Here is a 25,316-nt window from a genome sequence, read left to right as displayed (position 1 = left end):
TGTATTTAAATTATAGCTTGCTGAATATTTTTTCCAGTTGCTCCTGTAGATCATTGCCCCTAAGATTTCTTGCAAGAATTTTGCCTGCAGGATCGATCAGTAAGTTATACGGAATGGCTTTTATGCCGAACAATTGGATGATATCATTATCATTCCAGTCTTTAAGGTTAGATATATTAGTCCAAGGTAAGCCATCCTGAACGACCGCTTTTGACCAGTCACTTCTTTTTGCGTCTAATGATACACTTAAAATAGTAAAGTTTTTATCTTTAAAATGATGATATGCTTTCACCAAACCAGGGTTCTCCGCGCGGCAGGGACCACACCAAGATGCCCAAAAATCAAGCAATACATATTTGCCCCTATACGATGCCAAGCTTATTAATCTACCGCTCGTATCAGGCGCCGAAAATTCAGGCACCGAACTGAATAATGCAACTGCTTTCAATTTATTAAGATATTTCTGGTAAGCTAAACCTGCATTACTTGCTCGCAAACTTGGCGAAAGCTTTAAAAACTCGGGTTGCAGCTCGTTAAAATGGGGATATCGTCCTTCTAAATCTTTAAGCGCATCGAAACTAACATAGGAATTTGTGTGTGCTGCTAAGAATTGCTTGTTCAACGCTTTAACTTGCGCATCAATTTCACTATGCTTTTTTTGGTAGGTAGCTATAAATTCTTTTGACTCTCTTTTTTCTTTCGGCGCTGCGTTAAAATCCTTATTTAACTGCCATATAGCATTACCAGTCGGTCTGAGCATTGCAGTATACCGCAGCTTATCTTCATTTATAACGGTCCCACTTCCACTGATCTTTGCCTTTTTTAATGAATCGGTACCTGAAATGTTTGTAGCGCCATTTACCAGATATAGATATCTATAATCTGGAAATTCCCTGTCCATTTTCCTGATACCAACGCCTTTATAATCAAGATATAGCGTAGCGTAGGTGATGTCTGGCACCTGACCGCTAAACATAAACGAACCATGGCTTACCGTCGATGAATCTTCCTTGATTTTACCATTGATTACATAAACTAAAAATACCTTAGAAGGCGATTCTATTTGAGTCATCTGGCCTTTTATCTTATAGTTTTCTTGGGCCAATAATACTGAAGGGGATAACGCAAGCAGCAATAAAAGTATTTTTTTCATACTAATGTGGATTTTTTTCATCTGTTTAAATTTTATTTTAATTTGTGATGAAGCTGCCATGATTTAATCATTCTACTGTGTGATTTTGAAAATCATGGCGGTTTCATGATGAGTGAATTGATGTATTTTTTAATGAGTTGATTTCCGTGTTTAATTCTGAAATGATGATTTCATTTTTGGTTTAATCACAGGTTTTTTGAGGTAGGTAGTTTTTTCTTAATGCGTTTCCAAACACCCCAGATATCGAACTTGAATATCATTTTTTCTTTATTTTCTCGGATAAAGTTTTCTAGTAGCTGACTCATGGTTTAAAATTTTAATTATTGTTTGTTTTTTGGTTGCCTACGGTCCGTGCCAATGCAAGCGTCATTTAAACGGGAGATTTCGAATTCTAAATTCAGCATATATGTTGCCCCAATATCAGGGCAACATACGGTGGGCTTTTAGTAGCCAGGATTCGGCTGCAATTGAGGAGCAGCTTGTATTTGCGCTAAGGGTATTGGGTATAAGGCTTGGTTAGGATCCCAACTTACGCCCCCTTTCTTCGGGGTCACTACGGTCATGACAGCATTTACAGTTTTTGTCCTTTTCAGGTCGAACCATCGGTGTCCGAATTCAGTGAAAAATTCAACCTGACGCTCATGTTGAATGGCGGCCAGTATTTCAGACTGAGTGGAGGCAGTTGTATTTGGTAGACCCGCACGAGTTCGTATCTTATTTAGATTTGTAGCGGCATTAACTAGATCACCTCGTTCTGCGTACGCTTCCGCGAGGATCAAATATTGCTCGGCCAGACGAAACACGGTCTCATATTCCGTTGTGGTTGAACGTACGACATTGTTTTTGTACTTATAAGCATAATAGAGAGTCGTTCCACTAATATTCACACTGTTTATCCAGTCAGTCCGGCGCCGGTCGCTAGGTTCAAACGCAGCTAGTAAAAATGGACTAATAGCAAGATAGTTACTCGAGCTGGGTCCGGTAGCCGGAATAATAAAAAGAAAAGCCTCTTGTGTATAACCACCTATAGTCGCCGGCGAAGCTTCTAATTGCCATATCGCTTCCTGATTATTTGTTAAAAATGCGTTATTTAAAGTTACAAGGCTAAATAGCGTAGAGTTCTGTATTATCGCAGACGCCTGATCAGCAGCTCTTGTATAATTCGTGGCGTCTCCAGTAAGGTCACCATAATACAAATAGGCCCTTGCGAGTAGAGCTGTAGCTGCCCATTTGGTTGGCCGTACCCGCGCTGTAGTAGTTTTCAGTAAAGTAACATCCACGAAATTCGCACTAAGCTTAGTTTGTGCGTCGGTCAGATCAGCTATAATCTGCTGATAAACCTGGGTCTTGGTACTTCTGGTTAGAACAGCATTGGCCTTATAGTCTGTTGTTAATGCCAGGGGTACATCGCCATAAATATTCACCAGGTAAAAATAACACCATGCCCTAATAAATTCAGCTTCGCCTATAAGCTGTTGCTTCACTGCAGGTGTAAGTGTCGAAGATTGATTTAACCCTTCAATTGCGGCATTAGCATAATAAACATATTTGTAAAAAGCAGACCAGAGATCCGTATTTCCACTGGCATCTGAATTCAGTTTATTGCTGTAAGTGAGATTCAAAATTACTGAAGTGCTCAATAACGTAAACTCATCAGCCGAACAGCCAGGAGAAATAGATAAATCTGTATAGCCCTGCATTTTTATATAAATGCCATTTAATACGCCTATTGCAGTCGCATCTTGGGTATACACATTTTGAGAGCTGATGGAATTAGTCGGTGCAGGGATTTGTAAGTATTTTTTACAGCCGGCCATGCTAAAAAGTATAATCAAAATGATAACATTACTTAGTGCCACCATCCATTTTTTATATGTTGATCGTTTCATTGTTCGTTGCATTAAATGATTATAAACTTGTTTTTATTCCCAACACCAATACCGTTAAAGGTGGAGTTCCGGGAATACCGCTTAGGCGGGTTTCTGGATCAGAGCCTTTGTAATTGCTAAAAGTGAGCAGATTCTGACCGAGGGCGAAAATCCTTATATCTTTAAGTTTCAATTTCTCTAACCAGTTTCTTGGCACCTGCCAGGAAAGTGAAGCGTTATTCAATCGGCAATAAATAACATTTGAATAGCTTGCATCTGAATTACCGGCAGCCAGGAATTGAGTATATAAATTGAACCCGCTTGTATATCTTGGTATGGTAGCAACATCCCCAGGTTTTTGCCAGGCATTCAATACATAAAGAGGTTGGTTTCCGGAGTTTTTAGTTCCCGGCCCAAACCCATAACCAAAAGTGGTAGTTTTTTGATTTTGCTTTGTAAAGTTAAATGAGACGTCCAGCTGAAAGCCCTTATAGATAAAGCTATTTTGAAAACCCCCATAAAATACCGGGTCGGTATTTTCAAGTACATAATTATCTGTTCCGGATTTGGGATTGGTAGTCGGCTGCCCGTTTTTATCTTCAAACAAATATCCACCAGTAGCAGGATCTACGCCTAAATACCGGTATAATTTTTTCAAATTTATAGATTCGCCAACAACGAGAGAAGAATTATAAGAACTCTTTTCAAGGTTAGGAAAAGCAACAAGCTTATTTTTAGCAGAAGTGATATTAAATGATGTAGTCCAAATAAAATCCTTTGTATTGATATTTTTGGTGCTAAGGGTAAGTTCCAATCCAGCATTTCTTACAACAGCCGGAAAGTTAGCAGCTATGCTACCAAAGCCGGTAGTAGTGGGTTCAGTATAAGATAATAACTGATTTGAGGTTCGATTTGTAAAATAATCTGCAAAAATGAGAATCCTGTCTTTAAAAAATCCCAATTCCAAACCCAGATTTGTTTTTTTAGTTAGTTCCCATTGCAGGTATGGATTTGATAAATTTTGAGGCAGTAATCCGGTCACACCCTGATAAGGATATGAAGTTGGATTATATACACTCAGCGAGGCGTAATCAGCGATTTGATCATTTCCGGTCGTTCCATAACTAGCTTTAAACTTTCCAAAACTTAAAAAAGATAAATTATCTTGCAACCACTTTTCCTTGGAAAATATCCAGGCTGCTGCCACTGAGGCAAAATTATGAAACTGGTTGGCTGAACCAAATCTGCTGCTGCCGTCTCTGCGAACCGAAAGATTCATTAAGTACTTATCGCCCCAGTTATAATTTAGGCGAGCATAAATACCTTCGTATTTATATAAATATTCCCTGGAGCTCTTAGCTACCACGGTTGCAGCCGAACCAAGGGATGCGAGGTTAAGTTCGCTGGCATAACCTCCACCGGTTACGCTTTGATTCAACCCAGTCTCTTGGAAAAAGGTAGCGCCTGCTAAAGCGTTTATTGTTCCCCCAAACAAAACTCGTTTGTAATTAATTTTTGGCTCTATGGTTGAAGAGTTAATGTAACTATTTATGTAGGTGGCTGAGTTTTGGTTAGAGGCCCGCTGTTCTGGTGCAATTGCTGATAAAGGGTTCATTTGTATTTCGTATGTCTGCTGATAGGTGTAACCAAAATTAGCTGAGACATCAAGGCCCGGTAGAACATTATAGCTGACAGACCCACTCCCTACCAAATTATTAGTTTTTCCGTCGTACCTCCCTAAGGTAAAAGCAAGCGGATTAGTAGAATTGGGAATCCAGGTGGTGCTCCCAGCTGAGTTAGGAGCAAAATTTAAGGTGCCATCCGGGTTGTAAAGCGCCGGAGCGTTTGGGGGCAATCGTATTGCAAGATTTAATAGATCGACTCCAGGCAAACTATTGTTGTTATGAAGAAAGCTCACTGAGAATTCCGATTTTAGTTTTTTATTAGGGGAAGTATTGCTCAGATTCAAGTGTACCGAGGAATTTTGATTGCTGAAATCCCCGGGATAAATGCTGGTCACTTTATTATACGTTCCACTTACCAGGAATTGGGTACTTTCACTACCACCGCTTATAGTGCCAGAAGTATTAATATTTTGGCCCATGCCTCCTGCCAGCTCTTCTTGCCAATTGGTATACCTGTTTTGGTCATAAATTTTAAGGTCCGGGGCATAACCAGGATCGCTGGGATTGGCGCTGGCAACCAGGCCGTCGTTTCGTAAAGCTTGCTCCCGCATACCTAAATATTGCTGCGTATTTAAAGTTGGGACAAAGTGTGTGACCCAGGAAAATCCGTCCTGAAAATTAAATTCAACCAATGCTTTACCGGACTTTCCTTTTTTTGTCGTTATCAGAATAGCTCCGTTTGCGGCCCTTGAACCATAGATTGATGTTGCTTCACCATCCTTCAATACCGATATGCTTTCAATATCCATTGGATTGATATAATTTAAGGGGTTACCAGCAACACCCAACCCGCCTTGGCTATTCACTTTGGAGTTATAAGGCACACCATCTATCACATACAAAGGAACATTACCTTGACCAATACTGTTTACCCCCTGAACTTGTATTGTAATCGGCGAACCAGGTACTCCGCTAGTTTGAGCCACAAAAATGCCGGGTACCCTTCCTTGAAGCGCCAGTAAAGGGTTAGTTACCGGTTGCCGCCCAATTTCAGCTGCTGAAACAGTAGACACATTTCCTAAACTCATCCGCTGCGTCGTTGTTCCATAAGCAATCACCTGTATCGCGTCTAATTTATTCAAAGCCGCAACTAAATTTATTTTACCGAGGTTGGGTGCGGCGTTAAGTTCCCGCTTCTCATACCCTGTAAAGGAAATAACTATTGTGGCACCCTCCGGCACATTTTTAAGCGTAAACTGGCCCTGGGCATCTGTAATAATAGTTTTGCCCGTGTTCTTTACCATAACAGTAGCGCCAGGAAGCGATCTGCCTTGCTCATCAAGTACAGTACCAGTAACATCAGTATCATTAAGGTTAAGCGCTTCTTTTATCTTTTCGAGTATCCCTTTAGGTTTGTTGGAGATGACTACAGATTTGTTTTCGATAGAAAAGTCAAGAGCTTGCCCGTTGAAAATTCTTTGAAGCACGGTATTTAATTCCTCGTTTCTGGCTACGATGGTTACGGTTTTGGCATCTTTTAAAATGTCAGCACTGAAGAGAAAATCGTAGCCGGTTTGGCTACTGATCTGATTAAATACGTCTACAAGCTTGGCGTTCTTAGCAGACAAATTCACCTTTTGAGCATACGTGTTTGCGCTAACTTGGAATATAAAAGTGATCATTAGAAGTAAGGTGATTTTCATGACCATCAACGTTTTGCCGATATAACCACGCGAAGGTGGGTATACATTTTTTAAATAAATATAGTACATTTGTTTAGGTGGGTTTAAGCGCTTGCCTTGTGTTTTCCAAGACCCCGAGGCCTGCGCGATGCAAATAGTTAAATTTTAATTATTGATCCATTCTAAAGTCATTCCAGCTGTGCTGGAGTGGCTTTTTTAACAGGAAGAGTAAAATTATGGCATAATAGAAACCCTCCTTCCCTGAATACTAAAATGTAACCTTTTCGTTCTTTCGAGCATTGTAAGCACTTCGCTTATATTTTTGGAGCGGGATACCTTACCATAAAACTTAGTATCTGTCATAGTCCCCTTGTAAGCAACTTCGATATTGTACCAACGGGATAGCTGCCGCATAATGGCTGGCAGATTTTCGCCGTTGAAGCGAAAATACCCGTTCTTCCAAGCCAGGGTTTCCTCAAGATCGGCTGATAGTATGCTCATTTGATTATTCGATGTAACCGCTTTTTCACCAGGTAAAAGTTGTTTCGAGGTGCTGCCAGAATTGACTTTAATCGTTCCCTTGACTAGTGTTGTCTGAGTAATGGATTCGTCTGCATAAGCACTTATGTTAAATGCTGTACCAATTTCTTCAGTTACCTGCGTTGGAGTGATTATTCTTAACGTTGAGTTGGGATTGTGAACGATGTCGCAATATATCTCACCTGAAATCAATTCCATTTCATTCCCCTTTTCATTACGGAAATTTTCTGGAAAACGGAGTGTAGTTGCTACATTTAGCAGGATTTTACTGCCGTCGGATAAGATCAACATTTGCGGCCTGCCGCCTGCAGGTACCACAATGGTATCATAAAGAGGAACTGTGGTCTTTTCTGAAACGCTATAAGCTAACTGCTGTCCGGCAACTTTACGGATCGAGATATTGCCATGCTGAAGTGTCGTATCATTACCTACATTACTCAATACAAAACTTTTGCCGCCGGCAGTCTTTAATAATGTTTTTTGAGTATAAGGTTTGATGTCGGCGGTATACAGGTCAACCTTAGGATGGCGGGTGGTAATAAATGCCCCGATTCCTAGTGAAATCAGAATGGAGGCAGCTGCGATATTTCGCCACAATTTCCATGTAGTTTTTTCAGGAATTAATCGTTTCTGTATTCGCTCATAAACCCGATCAATGTTTTGACGATAATCAATGTCGTTATTTTCTTCAGGTCGTTCCAGTTCAGTGCGTACCAGTTGGGTGAGTTGTCCAATTTCATCGGCATGAAAATATTGCATTAATTGCTTTACTTCAGCAGGTGTACAGCGGCCATCCAGGTAGCGTTCAAACAAGTTCTTTATCGCATCAATATCAGACATAATATGGCTCTTTTATATATATACGAATGAGCTGCCGCTTGACCTCTGCTCTGCTTAAAATAAAAATACCTAAATTCTTTACACAAAACCCTTCAAGCGTGTGATTAATAAAGAAGGTATGGACGCAACTAAAATACTAGTCGATGGACCATAGACCATAGACAATGGTTGTGATTCATAGGCCCCCAAACTATGGACTTTTGTCGATTGACCATAGAACATGGACGATGGTTGTCATTCATAAGCTCCCAAACTATGGACTATCGACAATGGACCATAGAACATGGACGATGGTTGTCATTCATAAGCTCCCAAACTATGGACTATCGACAATGGACTATTCACTTTTGTCGATGGAAGATGGTTGTGACTTATAGGCTCCCAAGCAATGGACTATTGACAATGGACTATTGACTATTAGAATTATTTAAGATCGCAAATGAGCAATGTTGCTAGTAAGACTATGGAAATTTTCTGATTGGCAGCATAAATTGCTAAAGCTTTATTAGCTTTTACAATATGATCACTAATTGTGGAAACCGTCATGCCTAATAACTGGCTGGCTTCAACATAGGTTTTGCCTTCTAGTTTGCAAAGTATATAAACTTTCCTTCGCTGAGTGGGTAAGCTGTCAATGGCTTGCTGCAACAAATGTTTGACTTCCACTTCATGTTCACTTTCCTCAATAGGGTTGTAAAGCTCTGTCATCCCTTCGATCAGATAATCCAACAATTGCTTCTCATAGGCTGCTCTACGAAATAGGTCAGTAACCAAATTTTGTGCAATGCGATACAAGTAAGCGCGGAATGGCTTTTCCAAATCGATGTTTTCCAGGTTTTCCCAGATCCGCATAAAAACATCTTGAAGCAGCTCTTCTGCAATAGACTCCTGTTTAACAAGTCGCATCAACCGTCTAAAAATTTGTTCAGCGTATAATTTATATAAAGTAGCAAAAGCTTTCTTGTCGCCTGATTTAAGACGAACCATCAGGTCCTGGTCGTTTTGAAGAAATTGACCATTCATGGTAATCTGTATAAATTTAAGTTTATGAAATTATTAATAAATCTACAAAAATATAGTTAGAATGCATGAATTTGGAGGTTAAATAGTGAAAGCGAATACCCTAATGCCATGGCACTATGTAGCTACTTTTGACAAATAATAAAAAAATCTAACCCAGCGAAATACTGAAGCTGGATCGAGCAGTCCACAAAAAAAGAAGCCCGTATCATTTTTGACTAATGATACGGGCTCATCTTAATTCCTTGCGCCTCTCATTTGGTAGTCTTTAGGAGGCGTAGCGTTTAACAGATTGGTTACAAAATAATCCCATCTTCTTCGCATCATGTAAAAATCGAAAGCTCCAAAAGCATGTGCACTATTAGGGAACAATAGTAAGTCGAATGTTTTATTTGCTTTAATTAAAGCATCAACAACCAACATCGTGTTAGATGGGGGTACGTTATTATCCATCATACCGTGAGCTAATAACAATTTACCCTTTAAGTTTTTAGCGTAATTTTGATTAGCCTGTGCTTCATAGTCAGCATTTTCAACTAGGCCATTATAGCGTTCGCCCCAATCGTCCTCATAATTACGGTTATCATGGTTTCCTGATTCGGCTATCCCAACTTTAAAGAAGTCGGGGTAACGAAACATTGCTGCTGCAGTAGCAAAACCACCACCCGAGTGACCCCAAATTCCAACTTTACTGGTATCGATAGGGAAACGTAGCGACAGTTGTTTGATAGCGGTAATTTGATCAGGAAGCGTATTGTCGGCCATGTTACCGTAACTCATATCATGATAGCTTTTAGAACGGAAAGGGTTACTGGTCCCTTCAATCATCACCACTATAAATCCTAATTCAGCTAATGCCTGATGATCGCCTCTAGAAGCAGAGAATGACCAATTTCCCACACTACCTCCTTGTGGACCAGGGTAGATATAATCAACAACTGGATATTTTTTCTGGGGATCCATATTGGTTGGCGTAAACACTAAACCATAAATATCAGTTATGCCATCATGTGCTTTTACCGAAACAGGAGTTGGCGCTTTCCATCCGGTTGCCAGTAAACGAGAGATGTCGGTTTTTTCCAGTTCAGTAATCAGTTTGCCAGTCATACTGCGATAGGTCATTACCGGTGGCACATTAGGTTGAGAATAAGTATCGATAAAATAATTCCCGGTTGGTGAAAATGAAATTTGGTGATTTCCTTCCTCTGGTGTAAGTGACACTAAATTTTTACCATCGAAACCTATTTTATAAAGGTGAGCAAAGTAAGGGTTGCCCGGTTCGCGGCCAACGGCCATAAATATAAGCTGACGATTTTCCTCATCAACCTTTAATAAACGCGTTACTAGCCATTCGCCTTTAGTTATTTGGTTTTTAAGCTTTCCGGTTGATGCATTATATAAATACATATGCCCCCAATTATCACGTTCCGAATACCACAGGATCTCATTCGATTTTGGCAAATAACGCCAATTGACAGCGCTACGTCCTGATTCGAATTGTGTTTTTACAACCTCTTCGAAAACTTCTCTAACTTCGCCTGTAATAGCATTTGCAATACGGAATTTTTCTTCTTTATGGTCTCTGGAAGTCGATAAAAACGCCATTTCAGAACCATCAGCTTTCCAATCAATATCATCTAAACTGTTACCACTACTAATATCGTCTTTTAAGGAGGCACGGTGTGGATCTGGTGCAATTTTTAAATTTACTACAGTGCTAGCCTCTACATCAATAATCACTCTTCTAATTGTTGGGATTTCCCTATCACCAGGTAAAGGGTATTTCCATGCTTTTAATACTGGCGCTCCTACATTTGTGCTAACCAGGTACATATCCTTACTCATGCGCTGATCTTGTTGAAAAGTCGCTATTTTTTTTGAGTCTGGCGACCATCTCACAATTGCCATGCCGCTAGATTTCCACCCAGCATTATCCGTAGCGTAGCCATAATCTTTAATTCCATCATTAGTAAGCTGTTTTTTTTCGTTTGTAGCTACATCACGCATCCATAAATTATAGTCCTTTATAAATACAGCTTTTGTGCCATCCGGCGATAATGTTTCTGGAATATATCCGCCAACTGCAGCAGCTCTACCTTGAGGAGCGGTGGTGATCTGATTAGTAGGGATAGCGTTATCAACGCTAGCTTTGTAGGATGGTAATTCTACTTTCCATCTCTTGCCAGCTGCTGTAATAGCAATTGAATTTCCGTCGGCCGCATAATTAATCGCCGTAATTGGCAACTTGTTAGCCTCATAGGTAGTTCCAGTTACCACGGAAAGAGCAGTTGCCATTTTCTGATGGTCGAACGCTGGAGATTTACCCTTTTTCGCAGGGTCTACTAAAATGAATTCATTACTTTGTGTAGTTTTAATCGAATACCAAAAGCGATCTCCGATAAGCCAATTGGGGCTCAAATTATCCCTATCTATAAAAGATCCGGAGTTATAGCCCATGAATTTTTCGGCACGCTCATAATCTTTTTCGCTTAGTGACTTGACTTGTTGAGCCATTGCACTCAAAGTAAGTGCAAAACCCGTAATCACGAGTAAATATTTTTTCATTATGTTTATTAAATAAGCTAAAGCATTAAATTCATTTTTAACAGCTACATCTTCCGGTTAGACCAAGTAAAGGATTCGTTGCCGGTTGCCGCTCAATATCTTCAGCTGAAACGGAAAATACATTGCACGACACATTCCTTTCTTCCGGTCCTTCCAATTCAGTGCAAATCAGCCGGTCGAGTTGGCCATTTTCATCAGCATAAAAATATTGCATCAGCTGCTTTACCTTGGTCGGAGTACTGCGGCCAGCCATGTAATGCTCAAACATTTTTTTTACGTCATCGAGATCAGGCGTAGTATGGCTTTTTTATATTAATACGAATGAGCACTAAGCAAACCTCTGCTCTGAAAAAAATAAAAATTTTAAGAGCCTGTTTAAAAATGGCTGAATAAAAGAGTATTTGTTAAGAAGTGAATAAAAAGGCGATCGCTGGTCGGATAAATAAATATTAATTGTGAGTAACTACAAACGCAATTAGAATGAAAATTTATCCCACCGATTTAAGCGAAAGCCAGTGGCAATTTATAAAAAAGACCTTACAATTTACAGATCGTAAACGAAACATGATTTACGTTCTATCTGGAATGCGATTCAATACATAGTGAAAACAGGATGTCAGTGGCGAATGCTTCCTGTAAACTTTGCCAAATGGCAGCTGGTTTATTATTATTACAAGAAATGGTCTGATTTAGAAGAATTTGACCTGTTGTTATCTAAGGTCTAGGAGGACAAGTTTTTAACTGGCAGATGAACAGTGAATACTTAATAAGAAGTAAATGATTGATTACGCATTAAAATCTTTAATATATTTTGCTAAAAGGTCATACAAAAATTGCAAATCGAAGGGTTTTGTTACATATCCATCAAAGCCTCTCAACTGATATTTTTGACGGATATTTCGATCAAAACTTAAAACCAGCAATGGAATAAGTGGGTATTTATTTTTTATGTTGTTGCAGATTTTGATACCTGCCTCCCAAGTAAATTTGTCATCCAACAAAATTACGTGAGGTTGTATGTGATCAATTTCTGTTAAAAAACCTTCATCACAAATACTAAATGTAAATACTTTAAAATTCTCCATTTCTAAAGCGGGCTTAAGCACCTCAAGAATGGCTTCATTACTATCTTGTACAATAATTCTTTTCATATTAGGTTAGCTGATTCAAATACTGTTTATCTTTCCAATTCTATATATGGCTATGAATAAACTGTCTTGGTTCTTATTTTACAATCACTGTATTTAAATCATTTAGATTATCAATGAGTGTTTGATTAATAATAAGTATGTTTATATAAAGTTTTTTTAATTTTTAATTTTCATTCTCCAAAACAAGCATATCATTAGCTATCTTTCTATAATCGTTCAAACATTGATCAAAGGTTTTTACATCAATTTTTAGCTCTTCACAAATAAGACTTCTTTTTTTTACCTTTATAATAGCTTTTTATTGAATTCACAATAACATCAATAGCAACAATACCTTTACCATTTTACACAGACAACGTTAACAAGGACTTTAATCATTTTATAATAGCCATATTAAAAACTAATTAATATTTTAAAGTTTATTTATTCAACCTGTTACTAATCACTTAATCAATTAGACTTTTCTTCTTCATCTTTCAATATCTTAAAAAGCAGGCCGGTAACCTTAAATGCCATCCCTAACTGTATAAGAGTTACCTGACCTGAATAAGCGAACTCCATCGCTTAATAAAATTTGCTATAAAAGCATTACTGTTTGGTTATTTTAAATTCAGTTCTTCTGTTGAGCTGATGTTCAGCAGGTGTGCATTTAACGCCGTTTGCACATTTGTTCAGCAACATCGTTTCCCCGTAACCCTTCGCCTCAATCCTGTTTTTACTAATGCCACGGTTAATGATGTATTGTACCGCCGAATCTGCCCTCCTTTGCGATAAATCTAAATTATAGGCATCATTGCCACGGCTATCGGTATGTGAGCTCAGCTCGATCCACATCGTCGGGTTATCCTGCATAATCTTCACCAGTTTATCCAACTCTACTGCTGCATCTGCCCGGATGTTCGACTTATCGAAATCATAGTAAATGTTCTCCAGTTTAACCGCCTTGTTCAGTTCAACAGGCTCCAGGTATAAATCCTTTTTAAGCTCCGTAGATGCCGTTAAGTTTTTAGTCGTTAAATCAGCTCCATCACTCCTGAAACTGGTTTTCTCACCCGTTAACCCATAATCTGATGCCTTTTCCAGGTTAAACCTGAAGTTGCCCGTCTCATCGGTTTCTATCTTTAAGCCCGAACCACCAATTTTGTTCAGCGTAACAATGGCCCCGCTTAGTGGCTGCCCGGTAATTTTGTTATACACTTTTCCACTTAACTTAAAGGCCGGGATCTGCTGACGGCTAAAGCTGTAAATGTCATCCTCACCCAAACCATCTGTCCGGTTGGAAGAAAAGTAGCCGCTGTTTGCGGTATTTAAGTTAAAAGTAAAATCATCCTGGGGGGAGTTAACCGGGTAGCCCAGATTTTCCGGTTCGCTTATTTTGCCGCCAACCAGTTTTGACCTGAAGATATCCAAACCACCCATGCCCACCCGGCCATCACTGCTGAAGTAAAAGTTGTTGTCCGAACCAAAAAACAGGCTCCGTTCGTTTCCTTCCGTATTCACCTCTTTTAAGTTTACCGGTAGCCCCCAGTCCCCCAGATCGGTTTTCTGGCTTACATAAAGGTCTGTTCCACCTTTTCCACCCGGCATGTTTGAGCTGAAGTACAAACTTTGCCCATCGGCGCTAATAAAAGGATCCCCAACACCATATTCATTCACCTTGTTGTATTTAAAAGGTACTGCCGTAGCCCATTTCCCCTGTTCATCTTTTTTACTGCTGTAAATCTCGATGTTAACCGTAGCCTGTTTCCCTTTCAGCAGCTTAACTTTGGTATAATCCAGCTGCCGGGGAATCCGTGTCAGGGTAAAATACATTTCATTCCCATCGGCCGTAAAACTCGCCGGACCAACATGGTATTCGGTACCTGTATTTACCGGGAACAACCCGATGCTGTCACTGCCCGTTTTAGCATATAACCTCAGGTAAGGATTACCCGTCCAGCCATAAATGCTTTTGTCAGGCGCCTTCGTCCCGTCAAACTTAAAAAAAGGTTTACCCAAACCCTGGCTGTCTTTAGCATTTATACCCCGGTCTGAAGCAAATACAATGCTTCCGTTTTGTACAACCGCTCCCCAGTCTGAATGTGAGCTGTTCAAGTCCTTTTCATTGTTGACCAGCACCGCTTTAGGCGATTTCATCCAGCTCATGGCCGAATCGCAGGATAAAAGCCACATACTTTTTAGTGCCGGGCTAACCGTTTTGTTCAGCTCTGCATATTTGTTGTACTGGATTTTAGCCTCACTGTATTTCGAATTGCTTTGCAGGGCTTTGGCATATTCAAGTGTATTTGCTGCCGGGCTGTTTTCCATCCCTGCAGCAATGGCATACCAGCTTTCGGTTTGTTTGTAATTGCGCTGGTACCTGTAACAGGCTGCCAGGCGTTCTGCTGCATGCAGCGTGGCTTTTTTCTTGTAAGCCTGCTCATAAAGGTCGATCGCCCGTTCATAATTATATTGTTCAAAAGCCTGATCGGCCTCATTTAATACATACTGGGCCTGAGCCTTAAACTGAAGGCTGAACAGCATCAGTATTCCCAGGATTAAAATGGATATATTTCTTTTCATATGTCTAATTACACTAAAAATACCTTGGTGTGCCCATTCTCAGGCTCTTGCGGTTGAAGAAATAACCAACAGAGATTTCATGGGTACCCCCGCTATAACCCTGCATTGGCCCGATAGAGAAATCGTAAGCATAGCCAATCCGTAAATTGCTGTTCGCAAAAAACTGGGCAACCACAACACCCGAATTCAGGTTACTTAAATCTTTTTGTAAATAACTCTTGTCATATAGCTTAACCCCCGTACGGTAAGAACCACCCAGCCAGAACTTATCCGCCAGGATCACAAAAGCATTCAGATCTAAACTCGTTGGCCCACCACGGTCATCCTTCAACAAAAACGAGGGTTTAATCTGTACATCTTCATTGATGGCCAGCAGCATCCCTGCCGTTAAATAATAATGTGGTTTGGGTTGCGGAATAAAGGCATAACGGTCGATATCGATGTATTGAGAAACCAGGTTATCGGCACTAAGGCCTGCGTAAAAACGGTTGTTCGAAAAGTAAACACCGGCCCTCGCATCCGGTACAATCGTACTCTGGATACCCACAGGCTGGTTCACTTCAAAATCATTCGGGTTTAACAAAGCCCCGTCAATACCCAGCTGTACCGCCCCAACACCCACACCAAAGGCCAGTCTTGACGAACCGTCCGCGTTCATCGGGATCCGGTAAGCATAATTGGCATAGGCTGCCAGGTTGCGCTGGGCACCGATCTTATCGCTCGAAAGCTGCAAAGCCAGGCCCACATTCCCGTTGTTGGCTATCGCATCCACCGCAACAGACATCGTTTTGGGAGCACCCTCAATACCCGTCCACTGGTTGCGGTAAAAGGCATGTAAATTCAGCTGTTCCTTATAACCTGCATAAGCCGGGTTAATGTAAATCCCGTTAAACATATACTGGCTAAACTGCGCATCCTGTTGCGCACTTGCCAGCAGAAAACTCAGTTGAAATACCATCAACAATATAAATATCTTTCTCATCTTTTTTAATTCATTGAATGATCAGGTTTTCCTGTTCACAGTCTATTTCTTAAAGGCCCTGATCAGGGTAGTGTATCCTTTGAATACCTGCCAATCTGAGTCCCCGCTTTCTTTCACCCTAAGCACATAGAAATAGGTACCTTCATTTAAGCCCTCACCTGTCCAGTTATTCTGATAGGATGTTGCTTTAAATACCTCATTGCCCCAGCGGTTAACGATAACCAGGTCATTCTGCTCAAATAATTCAAGACCACGGATCTCAAAAGCATCGTTCGCCCCGTCTCCATTGGGGGTAAATAAAGTCGGCACCATTAAAGCAGAACCCGATACAGCAAGTTTAGTGAAGTAACCTCCATTGGCGGCCAGATCGGTTACCATAGCAATATTATTTCGCGTATGAATCCCCGCACCTGGGTTTGCACCTTTCAGTATATCCCATTTATCGGCATTGATATAGCGCGCTATGGCTGCATTGGCATCTTTAAATAATGAACCATTGGTAGTACTATTATGCTGCAGGGTCATGTTTGCACTAACAGACGGGCTTCCGTAAATATGCCACACCCGGCCCATACCAAGAGCCGGGTTTTTAATAGTCTTGTTTGCACTTTGAAAATCCTGGACACTAACAAACAGTTTCCCCGCACTGCCGGGAGTTAAAGTGGCGGGCGTATAATCCCCTTCTTCAATACCCACAGGAAATACAAAACCATCGCTCCCTGCATAATCTTTGATCATATGACCGGCAATGCTGTTGCCTGTAACCACCATCCGCTCTTTACTGTAACCGATAATTTTACCAGAACTATTGAAGGCCAGGTTATGGCCGTTCAGGATAACATCTGCAAGGTCCACCGCTAAATTCAGCCTGCCACCAATGTTCAGCGCTGCGGATAAAGCCGCAGAAGGGTTCGAAGTACCGTAACCAGGATCGGTAACCTCGGCCAGCATAATGTTTTCCGCATTCCGGTGTTCGATAATCAGGTTGATGAAGTTACCGTTGTTCCCATCGATATTCGTCGGGCCCGGGGCCATAGACGGGTAAAAAGGGTTCGTGCCCGGGTTGTAAATGATGATCTTGCCCGTACCACTAAAAGTAGCACCCGGCGCAATCCAAACATTCTTGCTGTAAATCTCCAACGTACCGTTGATCTCCCAGTTCGCTTTTGGACCAAAATAAGTGCCTTCACTAAACCGCTGCTCGGTAGTACCTGCTGAAACCACAACAACTGACTCATCGACCGTCATACTCCCCGAACCGCTCTGGGCATTCAACTCAGAAAAACTGAACAAAAGTAAGGCGACCAGTAAATATTGTTTGTTTATTTTCATATATCCTTGTTAAAAAGGTTCATTACTGAAATTTATCTATGTTAAGTGGTAAATTCATACAAAATTATTATTACTAAAACCACATTGTTTTTATCTTTTGTATCGTTACATTACCACCTCCTGTTTCAGAAGAAATAATGGTACAATCGTACCAGAGGCCATTGTAAAACGGACTTTGATAACCCACACTTGATACCACTAGCAAAGTTGTATATTGCATTAATTCTCCAACTGTTAAACTCAACGCCTTCGCAGCATAATGACTTCCCCTAGCTAAATAATTGGCATCGGGTACGGGTCTAATATATATACCTCACTGTTCTTTTAATTATTTATTATTTTAATTATATTATTAGAAACTGTTTAAATTCGGCAGTTTATTTTACTTGTCAGTATAAGTTTATCGAAGACCTATTGATAAAATGTTTCGACAGGCTCTGCATAACAACAGGTAATTTTTCTTGTCTAATTTTAAACAGTTTCTTAATCTACCCCGAAGAATATTAATCTCATAATCTACATTAGTAGTAACAGATGCTTCATAAATAGCTACTTGAAATTTAATAATATCCCCGCTGTAAGTTTTACCAAACTTGACAGTGATGAGGCTATAGGTACACCACTTCCTCCAATTTCAAAAATTGGAATTTTAGTCCAATTAACATTCCCGTATTGAGATGTGCCACCCGTAGTAGAACCAGTCAAAATCAATACTCCTCCCAGATATCCGTCACCAGCATCAGTAGTATTTGAACGCTGGGTGCATAGGCTGTAAAATTAACAAATTGAACAAGGCGTTTTGGTCTTTCAATTTTTAACAAATTGTGGGTAAATGTTGCATCGACCGCTATGGCCAGTAAAATTAGCCGTACCAAACCCCTTTTTCAAAAATCTAATTAATTGGAATTGCATAAATGTAATTTTCTCCATTATTATTTACATTTAAATTAGTGAATGTAGCACCTGCACTTGCTAAAGATCCTGCATTATCAGCCCATAAATAAAGTGTAGTTTCGCTTGCCATATTAACACACAAACTACCATTCATCATATAGAAATTTATCATATTATTAGTATAAGGAATAGTAGCAAGTAAAAAACCAAAGCTTCCTGTTTGTAATAGTTGAGTACCACTAATGGGTGTAAACGAAGAGCCACTTGTGCTAAATCGATGTCTCACTAATGCAGCCGCACCAGTTCCATAAGTACTCAATCCATTAATCAATAAACCCACAGTAATTATCCATTTACCGGCTGGAAGGGTAATACTCATGCCCATGTATTTCGCTGTGTTTGGAGCAGCATAAGGAATTGTTGAACTAGGATTAACACCTAAAACAGTTGGCGTTACTGCTACATTATTTACCCATGAAGCATAACCATTAATATCCGAAGAAAGCACTTTTCCAGCTCCTTGAGTACCATCTACCAAACGAAAGGCCGGGCTTGAAGCACTGGCAACATCTAAGGTAGTTGATGGTGCGGCTGTTCCCAAACCTACTCTATTATTGGATGCATCTACTGAAAATGTAGTTCCATCTACACTAAAACCATTTGTAGCAGTAGATGTAAATGCCAAAGTAGATGCTACTTGAGTAACCGTTCTATTGCCCGCTAAAGTACCATCAGCGGTATAAATGTTGGGTATAACAACTGCGGTACCCGTAGTACCGTTTACGGTAGTAGAAAGGTTATTGCCAGCAACCGTATTGCTTACTGTAATTGCAGGTGTAACAACGGTAACTGGTACCCATATGGCACCATTATTATAATACAAGCCAGGCACTACGTTATTAGGGGCGGTACCTGCAGTTGCCGTGTTATACACCACCATACCTGCAACATTTGCACTCAATGGTGCGGCAGCGTTGGTGGCGGTTAGGGCCACACGGGGCGGCAATAATCCTTTATTGGTTGATACTACATCTAATGCCGCATTGGCATTTGGTGTGGTTGTATTAACGCCTGTTTGGGCAAAAGCACAAACAGACAGTAATAAGGACAGAACAATTAAAGTTATTTTTTTCATATATTTTATTATAATTTTTCCTATTCTAAGACATTAGCTTGTGTGCTTTTATCTCTTTGTTTTTTTTGAAATCTGTATTTCTTTTAGAAGCACATATCACAGAAACAAGGTGCTAACAGATAAAATAGATCTTTTCATTTTATAATTAATAGGGATTTAATTTTTATTTTTTAAAAAGCCATCTTTCATGATGAGTTGTTCTAACTTCAATAAGCGCATCTTCATGTTTTCGATCTCTAGGTTTTTAGCTTCAATTTGTTTTTGTTGCTCAATTACATGGAGGTATAATTCCTCCAATTTTTCTAAAGACTGAACTGATAATTCAGTTAAGTTGAAAGAATACCCCTCTTTTGTTTTAAGCAAATCTTTAATTGAGGTTACACCAGGAAGATGGTTGTTCTCTTTAATATATTTTTCCACTTCATTTAAACTTTTAAATTTATAGTCCGACTTGATAGTTGATGATCCTGTAAAGTAATCCTCAAACACATAATCGGCATACACACTACTAGCTGTTCTGATTGCACCATTTACTGCAAGTTTTTCTCCTGCAGAACCAAACATAACGTTCTGTCCGATGGCTACATTACCAGTGTGGTATATAGCCTGAACATCCGTAGTTGCTTGTGTAGTACCACCTTGAACAAACCAAGGCTCTATTTTAAGTGGTGTTAGATCTGTAGTTACTTCAATACTATTTACTTGTGTTAATAACACATTCGTGTTCTGATTAAAAAGGCTTCCTAGACTGGTTATCGCTGGTGCGGTTGAACTAATACCATTTACTACAGAAGTGATTATATTATTTGTATTATTTGATAAAGTATTCGTAGTTGCTGCTGCTACCGCCGGTGCTAAATCTACACTTCCTGCAACACCGTTTACCGTATTGGTTAAGGTTGTTCCTGTTAACGCTGCCGTATTGGTATTTACAATAGGTGCACCCGTGCTGGTTACTCCATTTACCGTTACCGTTGCTGTATTTACAGCTGAAGCGTTGCTAACGGTATTTACTGCTGGTGCAGTCACCGCAATACCATTTACAGTGGAAGTTATGGTATTTAATGGATTTGTTAAAACATTTGTAGTTGCTGCTGCCAGGGCTGGTGTTAAATCTACCGTAGCCCCTGTCACTCCATTTACCGTAGTACTCAGGTCTTTGCCAACCAAGGTATTCGATACACCACTTACTGCATTTGAGGTAGAGCTTACACCGTTTACATTACTTGTTAAGGTATTACCTGCAAGGGACAGGACATTAGTCGTACCAGCGGCAATTGCTGAACTCAGATCAATAGCATTACTGGCAATACCATTCACTGTTGAAGTCAGTGTGTTACCAGAACTGCTCAATACATTACTGTTTACTATTGGTGCACCCGTGCTGGTCACCCCGTTTACCGTTACCGTTGAAGCATTCGCTGATGAAGCATTACTTACTGTGGTCGATGCGGCTACAGCCGGTGCCAGATCAACACTGCCGGCAACCCCGTTCACTGTTGTGGTCAGCGTACTTCCTGTTAATGATGAGGTATTTGTGTTTACTGCTGGTGCAGTCACCGCAACACCATTTACCGTAGAGGTTATGGTATTTAATGGATTCGTTAAAACATTTGTAGTCGCCGCTGCCAGTGCTGGTGTTAAATCTACCGTAGCCCCTGTCACTCCGTTTACCGTAGTACTCAGGTCTTTGCCAACCAAGGTATTCGATACGCCACTTACTGCATTTGAGGTAGAGCTTACACCGTTTACATTACTTGTTAAGGTATTACCCCCAAGGGACAGGACATTGGTCGTACCAGCGGCAATTGCTGAACTCAGATCAATAGCATTACTGGCAATACCATTCACTGTTGAAGTCAGTGTGTTACCAGAACTGCTCAATACATTACTGTTTACTATTGGTGCACCCGTGCTGGTCACCCCGTTTACCGTTACCGTTGAAGCATTCGCTGATGAAGCATTACTTACTGTGGTCGATGCGGCTACAGCCGGTGCCAGATCAACACTGCCGGCAACCCCGTTCACTGTTGTTGTTAATGTACTTCCTGTTAATGATGAGGTATTTGTGTTTACTGCTGGTGCTGTTACCGCAATACCATTTACCGTAGAGGTTATGGTGTTCAATGGGTTCGTTAACGTATTGGTACTTGCTGCGGCTACAGCCGGTGCCAGATCAACACTTCCGGCAACCCCGTTCACTGTTGTGGTCAGCGTACTTCCTGTTAATGATGAGGTATTTGTGTTTACTGCTGGTGCAGTCACCGCAACACCATTTACCGTAGAGGTTATGGTATTTAATGGATTCGTTAAAACATTTGTAGTCGCCGCTGCCAGTGCTGGTGTTAAATCTACCGTAGCCCCTGTTACTCCGTTTACCGTAGTACTCAGGTCTTTGCCAACCAAGGTATTCGATACGCCACTTACTGCATTTGAGGTAGAGCTTACACCGTTTACATTACTTGTTAAGGTATTACCTGCAAGGGACAGGACATTGGTCGTACCAGCGGCAATTGCTGAACTCAGATCAATAGCATTACTGGCAATACCATTCACTGTTGAAGTCAGTGTGTTACCAGAACTGCTCAATACATTACTGTTTACTATTGGTGCACCCGTGCTGGTCACCCCGTTTACCGTTACCGTTGAAGCATTCGCTGATGAAGCATTACTTACTGTGGTCGATGCGGCTACAGCCGGTGCCAGATCAACACTGCCGGCAACCCCGTTCACTGTTGTGGTCAGCGTACTTCCTGTCAAAGAAGAGGTATTTGTGTTTACTGCTGGTGCAGTCACCGCAACACCATTTACCGTAGAGGTTATGGTGTTCAATGGATTCGTTAAAACATTTGTAGTTGCTGCTGCCAGTGCTGGTGTTAAATCTACCGTAGCCCCTGTCACTCCGTTTACCGTAGTACTCAGGTCTTTGCCAACCAAGGTATTCGATACGCCACTTACCGCATTTGAGGTAGAGCTTACACCGTTTACATTACTTGTTAAGGTATTACCCGCAAGGGACAGGACATTGGTCGTACCAGCGGCAATTGCTGAACTCAGATCAATAGCATTACTGGCAATACCATTCACTGTTGAAGTCAGTGTGTTACCAGAACTGCTCAATACATTACTGTTTACTATTGGTGCACCCGTGCTGGTCACCCCGTTTACCGTTACCGTTGAAGCATTCGCTGATGAAGCATTACTTACTGTGGTCGATGCGGCTACAGCCGGTGCTAAATCAACACTTCCGGCAACACCGTTCACTGTTGTTGTTAATGTACTTCCTGTTAATGATGAGGTATTTGTGTTTACTGCTGGTGCTGTTACCGCAATACCATTTACAGTGGAAGTTATGGTGTTCAATGGGTTCGTTAACGTATTGGTACTTGCTGCTGCTACCGCAGGTGCCAAATCTACACTGCCCGCAACACCGTTTACCGTATTGGTTAAGGTTGTTCCTGTTAACGCTGCCGTATTGGTATTTACAATAGGTGCACCCGTGCTGGTTACTCCATTTACCGTTACCGTTGCTGTATTTACAGCTGAAGCGTTGCTAACGGTATTTACTGCAGGTGCAGTCACCGCAATACCATTTACCGTAGAGGTTATGGTATTTAATGGATTTGTTAAAACATTTGTAGTGGCTGCTGCCAGTGCTGGTGTTAAATCTACCGTAGCCCCTGTCACTCCGTTTACAGTAGTACTCAGGTCTTTACCAACCAAGGTATTCGAGACCCCACTTACTGCATTTGAGGTAGAGCTTACACCGTTTACATTACTTGTTAAGGTATTACCTGCAAGGGACAAGACATTAGTCGTACCAGCGGCAATTGCCGAACTCAGATCAATAGCATTACTGGCAATACCATTCACTGTTGAAGTCAGTGTGTTACCAGAACTGCTCAATACATTACTGTTTACTATTGGTGCACCCGTGCTGGTCACCCCGTTTACCGTTACCGTTGAAGCATTCGCTGATGAAGCATTACTTACTGTGGTCGATGCGGCTACAGCCGGTGCTAAATCAACACTTCCGGCAACACCGTTCACTGTTGTTGTTAATGTACTTCCTGTTAATGATGAGGTATTTGTGTTTACTGCAGGTGCAGTCACCGCAACACCATTTACAGTGGAAGTTATGGTATTTAATGGATTCGTTAAAACATTTGTAGTGGCTGCTGCCAGGGCTGGTGTTAAATCTACCGTAGCCCCTGTTACTCCATTTACAGTAGTACTCAGGTCTTTACCAACCAAGGTATTCGAAACCCCACTAACTGCATTTGAGGTAGAGCTTACACCGTTTACATTACTTGTTAAGGTATTACCTGCAAGGGACAAGACATTAGTCGTACCAGCGGCAATTGCTGAACTCAGATCAATAGCATTACTGGAAACACCATTCACTGTTGAAGTCAGTGTGTTACCAGAACTGCTCAATACATTACTGTTTACTATTGGTGCACCCGTGCTGGTCACCCCGTTTACCGTTACCGTTGAAGCATTCGCTGATGAAGCATTACTTACTGTGGTCGATGCGGCTACCGCTGGTGCTAAATCAACACTTCCGGCAACACCATTTACTGTTGTTGTTAATGTACTTCCTGTTAATGATGAGGTATTTGTGTTTACTGCTGGTGCTGTTACCGCAATACCATTTACCGTAGAGGTTATGGTATTCAATGGATTTGTTAAAACATTTGTAGTTGCTGCGGCTACAGCCGGTGCCAGATCAACACTGCCGGCAACCCCGTTTACTGTAGTTGTCAAAGTACTTCCTGTTAAAGAAGATGTATTTGTGTTTACTGCTGGTGCTGTTACCGCAATACCATTTACCGTAGAGGTTATGGTATTCAATGGGTTCGTTAACGTATTGGTACTTGCTGCTGCTACCGCAGGTGCCAAATCTACACTGCCAGCAACACCGTTTACCGTATTGGTTAAGGTTGTTCCTGTTAACGCTGCCGTATTGGTATTTACAATAGGTGCACCCGTGCTGGTTACTCCATTTACCGTTACCGTTGCTGTATTTACAGCTGAAGCGTTGCTAACGGTATTTACTGCAGGTGCAGTCACCGCAACACCATTTACAGTGGAAGTTATGGTATTTAATGGATTTGTTAAAACATTTGTAGTTGCTGCTGCCAGGGCTGGTGTTAAATCTACCGTAGCCCCTGTCACTCCGTTTACTGTAGTACTCAGGTCTTTGCCAACCAAGGTATTCGAGACACCACTTACTGCATTTGAGGTAGAGCTTACACCGTTTACATTACTTGTTAAGGTATTACCTGCAAGGGACAAGACATTAGTCGTACCAGCGGCAATTGCTGAACTCAGATCAATAGCATTACTGGCAATACCATTCACTGTTGAAGTCAGTGTGTTACCAGAACTGCTCAATACATTCGTGTTCACCGCTGGGGCTGTTACCGCAATCCCGTTTACTGTAGAGGTAATCGTATTTGCAGAAGAACTTAGAAGATTTGTTGTTGCAGGAATTAAACTTGCAATAGTTGCTGTTTTTAAAACACCTGTTGCGTCAGCAACAACAACTTTATCTGTAGCAGCACCAGTTTGCAGTCCTTGCAATGCCAAACTATTAGCAGAGGTTGTTACTATTGTAGTTGGAGAGTTTAAAGAGCCACCAAGTGTAATGTGATAAGGAACTGCAACTGTACCATCACCAGTTTTTGTTAATCCATTATCTGCATTGGTTACTCCACCTATTCCATTATCTCCCTTATCGCCCTTTAGACTTGTAACATAATCCGCTGCAGTTTTGGTTTCGTTGCCCGGGATTTCCTTCCAGATCTCAAACGCAGATTTACCTGCTGCTCCAGTTGCTCCCGTGTCCCCTTTTATAGCTGTAGCATAATCCGCTGCAGTTTTGGTTTCGTTGCCCGGGATTTCCTTCCAGATCTCAAACGCAGATTTACCTGCTGCTCCTGTATCGCCCTTATCTCCTTTTAT

Annotated in this window: 14 protein-coding genes and 1 pseudogene; 1 reads left to right on the top strand and 14 read right to left on the bottom strand. The window is 41.0% G+C overall.

Going from position 1 to position 25,316, the window contains the following annotated elements; translation table 11 throughout:
* Positions 1-10: 10 nt before the first annotated feature.
* The 7 genes from J7E57_RS17970 to J7E57_RS17940 form a co-directional block, all read right to left on the bottom strand.
* On the bottom strand, positions 11-1,153 hold the full coding sequence (locus tag J7E57_RS17970; protein WP_215132167.1) for a TlpA disulfide reductase family protein: 1,143 nt from the start codon (positions 1,151-1,153) through the stop codon (positions 11-13).
* 443 nt (positions 1,154-1,596) lie between these two features.
* Positions 1,597-3,042 carry a RagB/SusD family nutrient uptake outer membrane protein gene (locus J7E57_RS17965; protein WP_215132165.1) on the bottom strand — a complete coding sequence of 482 codons (1,446 nt, stop codon included), beginning with the start codon at positions 3,040-3,042 and terminating at the stop codon, positions 1,597-1,599.
* A 19-nt stretch (positions 3,043-3,061) separates the two neighbouring features.
* Positions 3,062-6,274, bottom strand: a complete 3,213-nt coding sequence (locus J7E57_RS17960; protein ID WP_215132163.1) for a SusC/RagA family TonB-linked outer membrane protein — start codon at positions 6,272-6,274, stop codon at positions 3,062-3,064.
* A gap of 288 nt (positions 6,275-6,562) precedes the next feature.
* Positions 6,563-7,708: a FecR family protein gene (locus J7E57_RS17955; protein ID WP_215132161.1), complete on the bottom strand. Its 1,146-nt coding sequence runs from the start codon at positions 7,706-7,708 to the stop codon at positions 6,563-6,565.
* A gap of 423 nt (positions 7,709-8,131) precedes the next feature.
* Positions 8,132-8,731, bottom strand: a complete 600-nt coding sequence (locus tag J7E57_RS17950) for an RNA polymerase sigma factor (RefSeq protein WP_215132160.1) — start codon at positions 8,729-8,731, stop codon at positions 8,132-8,134.
* A gap of 234 nt (positions 8,732-8,965) precedes the next feature.
* Complete coding sequence (locus J7E57_RS17945; protein WP_251029967.1) at positions 8,966-11,293, bottom strand: S9 family peptidase; 2,328 nt, start codon at positions 11,291-11,293, stop codon at positions 8,966-8,968.
* Positions 11,294-11,330: 37 nt separating this feature from the next.
* On the bottom strand, positions 11,331-11,561 hold the full coding sequence (locus J7E57_RS17940; RefSeq protein ID WP_215166216.1) for a hypothetical protein: 231 nt from the start codon (positions 11,559-11,561) through the stop codon (positions 11,331-11,333).
* 304 nt (positions 11,562-11,865) lie between these two features.
* Here J7E57_RS17940 and J7E57_RS27480 point away from each other — a divergent pair.
* Positions 11,866-12,018, top strand: a pseudogene (locus J7E57_RS27480) (transposase); the annotation flags it as partial.
* A gap of 60 nt (positions 12,019-12,078) precedes the next feature.
* Here the strand turns inward: J7E57_RS27480 and J7E57_RS17930 are convergent.
* From J7E57_RS17930 to J7E57_RS17900, 7 genes are all read right to left on the bottom strand, one after another.
* Complete coding sequence (locus J7E57_RS17930) at positions 12,079-12,444, bottom strand: response regulator (RefSeq protein ID WP_215132158.1); 366 nt, start codon at positions 12,442-12,444, stop codon at positions 12,079-12,081.
* 588 nt (positions 12,445-13,032) lie between these two features.
* Positions 13,033-15,006, bottom strand: coding sequence for an OmpA family protein (locus J7E57_RS17925; RefSeq protein WP_215132156.1), 1,974 nt, complete (start codon positions 15,004-15,006; stop codon positions 13,033-13,035).
* Positions 15,007-15,019: 13 nt separating this feature from the next.
* Positions 15,020-15,988, bottom strand: coding sequence for a type IX secretion system membrane protein PorP/SprF (locus J7E57_RS17920; RefSeq protein WP_215132155.1), 969 nt, complete (start codon positions 15,986-15,988; stop codon positions 15,020-15,022).
* Positions 15,989-16,030: 42 nt separating this feature from the next.
* Positions 16,031-17,320, bottom strand: a complete 1,290-nt coding sequence (locus J7E57_RS17915; protein WP_215132153.1) for a gliding motility-associated C-terminal domain-containing protein — start codon at positions 17,318-17,320, stop codon at positions 16,031-16,033.
* A 73-nt stretch (positions 17,321-17,393) separates the two neighbouring features.
* On the bottom strand, positions 17,394-17,540 hold the full coding sequence (locus tag J7E57_RS17910; protein WP_215132151.1) for a hypothetical protein: 147 nt from the start codon (positions 17,538-17,540) through the stop codon (positions 17,394-17,396).
* Between the two features lie 672 nt (positions 17,541-18,212).
* On the bottom strand, positions 18,213-19,349 hold the full coding sequence (locus tag J7E57_RS17905; protein ID WP_215132149.1) for a hypothetical protein: 1,137 nt from the start codon (positions 19,347-19,349) through the stop codon (positions 18,213-18,215).
* A 156-nt stretch (positions 19,350-19,505) separates the two neighbouring features.
* Positions 19,506-25,316: beta strand repeat-containing protein (locus J7E57_RS17900; RefSeq protein ID WP_410522688.1), on the bottom strand; the 5,811-nt coding region annotated here is incomplete at its 5' end.

This window comes from Pedobacter sp. ISL-64 (genome assembly GCF_018613605.1).
GTDB lineage: Bacteria > Bacteroidota > Bacteroidia > Sphingobacteriales > Sphingobacteriaceae > Pedobacter.
This window is presented reverse-complemented; position numbering and strand designations above follow the sequence as displayed.

Coding starts and splice junctions, on each gene's coding strand:
- J7E57_RS17905 (WP_215132149.1), bottom strand. CDS start 19,349: ATGAAAAAAATAACTTTAATTGTTCTGTCCTTATTACTGTCTGTTTGT.
- J7E57_RS17930 (WP_215132158.1), bottom strand. CDS start 12,444: ATGAAAAGAATTATTGTACAAGATAGTAATGAAGCCATTCTTGAGGTG.
- J7E57_RS17910 (WP_215132151.1), bottom strand. CDS start 17,540: ATGCAATATACAACTTTGCTAGTGGTATCAAGTGTGGGTTATCAAAGT.
- J7E57_RS17970 (WP_215132167.1), bottom strand. CDS start 1,153: ATGAAAAAAATACTTTTATTGCTGCTTGCGTTATCCCCTTCAGTATTA.
- J7E57_RS17920 (WP_215132155.1), bottom strand. CDS start 15,988: ATGAGAAAGATATTTATATTGTTGATGGTATTTCAACTGAGTTTTCTG.
- J7E57_RS17940 (WP_215166216.1), bottom strand. CDS start 11,561: ATGTTTGAGCATTACATGGCTGGCCGCAGTACTCCGACCAAGGTAAAG.
- J7E57_RS17925 (WP_215132156.1), bottom strand. CDS start 15,006: ATGAAAAGAAATATATCCATTTTAATCCTGGGAATACTGATGCTGTTC.
- J7E57_RS17950 (WP_215132160.1), bottom strand. CDS start 8,731: ATGAATGGTCAATTTCTTCAAAACGACCAGGACCTGATGGTTCGTCTT.
- J7E57_RS17915 (WP_215132153.1), bottom strand. CDS start 17,320: ATGAAAATAAACAAACAATATTTACTGGTCGCCTTACTTTTGTTCAGT.
- J7E57_RS17955 (WP_215132161.1), bottom strand. CDS start 7,708: ATGTCTGATATTGATGCGATAAAGAACTTGTTTGAACGCTACCTGGAT.
- J7E57_RS17945 (WP_251029967.1), bottom strand. CDS start 11,293: ATGAAAAAATATTTACTCGTGATTACGGGTTTTGCACTTACTTTGAGT.
- J7E57_RS17965 (WP_215132165.1), bottom strand. CDS start 3,042: ATGAAACGATCAACATATAAAAAATGGATGGTGGCACTAAGTAATGTT.